3 protein-coding genes are annotated in these 1,960 nt (G+C 70.7%); all 3 read right to left on the minus strand.

Going from position 1 to position 1,960, the window contains the following annotated elements:
* The coding region (locus tag ACIQU6_RS44600; RefSeq protein WP_403488440.1) for a gamma-glutamyl-gamma-aminobutyrate hydrolase family protein at nt 1-357 on the minus strand (357 nt) is incomplete at its 3' end.
* Nucleotides 354-818, minus strand: a complete 465-nt coding sequence (locus ACIQU6_RS44605) for a RidA family protein (RefSeq protein ID WP_403488442.1) — start codon at nt 816-818, stop codon at nt 354-356. The genes ACIQU6_RS44605 and ACIQU6_RS44600, both read right to left, overlap by 4 nt.
* Nucleotides 815-1,960, minus strand: a 1,146-nt coding sequence (locus ACIQU6_RS44610; protein ID WP_403488444.1) for an aminotransferase class I/II-fold pyridoxal phosphate-dependent enzyme, incomplete at its 5' end; no start/stop codon positions are given. The genes ACIQU6_RS44610 and ACIQU6_RS44605, both read right to left, overlap by 4 nt.

Raw genomic sequence — 1,960 nt, forward strand, 5'->3', positions numbered from 1 at the left:
GTGGCCGGGGATGCAGGTGCCTCCTGTGGCTGCGGCGAGGAGCTGGGCGCCGAGGCACACGCCCCAGTACGGGATGCCGGATGCGACGGCGTCCGCGATGAGCCGGCATTCCCCGCTGGTCTGCGGACTCAGGCCGCTGACAGTGCCGGGCCCGCCCATCACGAGCAGGGCGTCCACATTGTGGAGTTGTGCGGGCGGATCGGGGGCGGCCGGGTGCACGCGTATCTCGTCGACCTGCCAGCCGTGATCCCGGAGGATTCTCGCGTATACGCCGGGGGGTTCGGTGTCGACGTGCGTCAGTACCAGGGCCCGGGGCCGCTTGTGTGCTGCTGTGGTGCGGTTTTCGGGTGTGCTCATGGCCGGGTGCTTTCCTTACGAAGCCGCGGAGTTGTGGCGTCCTGCTGATGCGGAGCCGGGAGGTCCAGCACGGCGTCGATCTCGACGGCGAAGCCGGGCAGGTGGGACTGGGTGAGGGTGCGTGCCGGTGGCGGGTCGCCCGCGTACTGCCGGTAGATCCGGTCGAATTCGGCCCGATGCGAGGGGTCACGCAGATAGACGTTGACCTTCACCGCGTCCGTCAGGTCGCCGCCCGCGGCCCGGGCCAGCGAGCGCAGGTTCTCCAGCGCCTGACGTGCTTGGACGTCGAAGGGGGCGTCGTTGAGGCGCTCTCCTGTCGGCAGCCGCGGTGTCTGTCCGGAGAGGAAGACGAAGTCTGCGGCGCGCACGGCCTGGCTGTAGGTCCCTGCCGGCAGCGGGGCCCGGTCGCTCTGCACGGCCTGGTGGTGGCCCGGGGTGTGCTCGTTGCGGGGCGGGTTCACAGGCCCTGTTCCCGGCCGAGGCGGTTCAGGACGGTGACCATGCGGTCCAGGGCGGCGGACCATTGCTGCTCGTCGCGGGCGTAGCAGAGGCGGAAGTGCCCTTGGCCGGCGGGGCCGAACTGGTAGCCGGGGCTGATCAGGACGCGGGCGTCGCGCACGAGGCGGGTGGCGACGGTGTGGTCGGGCAGCTGCAGGGGGCTGATGTCGGGGAAGAGGTAGGCGGTGCCGGCTTGAGGGGTGAGTGTCAGGTAGTCCACCTCCCTCAGGCGCTGCACGGTCATGTCCCGTAGTGCGTGCAGGTCACGGACCCGCTCTTGCACCCATGGCTCGTCGTCGCGCATCCAGGAGGTGAGGATGTGCTGGGCGTAGGCGGGGGCGCGTAGGGCGGTGAGGGCGAGGACGTCCTCGATGGCGTCTGCCAGGTGGGGTGGGGCGATGACGATGCCGGTGCGGTAGCCGGACAGGGACTCGGTCTTGGAGGGGCCGAGTAGGGTCACGCACCGTCCGGCCAGGGCCGGTTGTGCTGCCAGGTGCGGCAGGGGGCCGTCGTAGACGAGGCGCGCGTAGAGCTGGTCGACGATCACGGTCATGCCGTGCCGTTCGGCGACCGCCGCGATACCGGATATGACCGTGGGGCTGAAGACGGCGCCCGTGGGGTTGTTGGGGTGCGAGAGCAGCAGGATGCGGGCGCCAGCGCGTCCGGCCTCGTCCAGCGCGTCAAGATCCAGCTCGGGTCCGCCCGGAAGCAGCCGCAACGGAATCCTGGTGGTCGTGGCTCCCAGGAAGTTGATGATCCGTTCGTCGAAGAGGTACTCCGGGTCCGGCAGAGCCACCGTGCCGCCCTCCTCGGCAGTGGCGGCGAGAGCGGCGAACAAGGCAGCCTGAGTCCCCGGGGTGAGCACCAGTTCACGTTCGGGGTCGACGGGAACACCGAGCATCCGGCCGGCACTCTCGGCGACCTGCCGCCGTACCGAAGCCTCGCCCCGGTACGGGGTATAGGCCAACTCCCCCTGCCGGGCCGCGCCGGTGAATGCCTCCAGCGCCCACGGCGGCGGCGGGAACCTGACCGTGTCGAAGTGCGTCGTGTCGAGGACCACCGCGCTCGCTCCGCCCACCGCGTCCCTGCCCCCGGCCGTCTCACG

This window comes from Streptomyces sp. NPDC090442 (genome assembly GCF_044769405.1).
Lineage (GTDB): Bacteria > Actinomycetota > Actinomycetes > Streptomycetales > Streptomycetaceae > Streptomyces.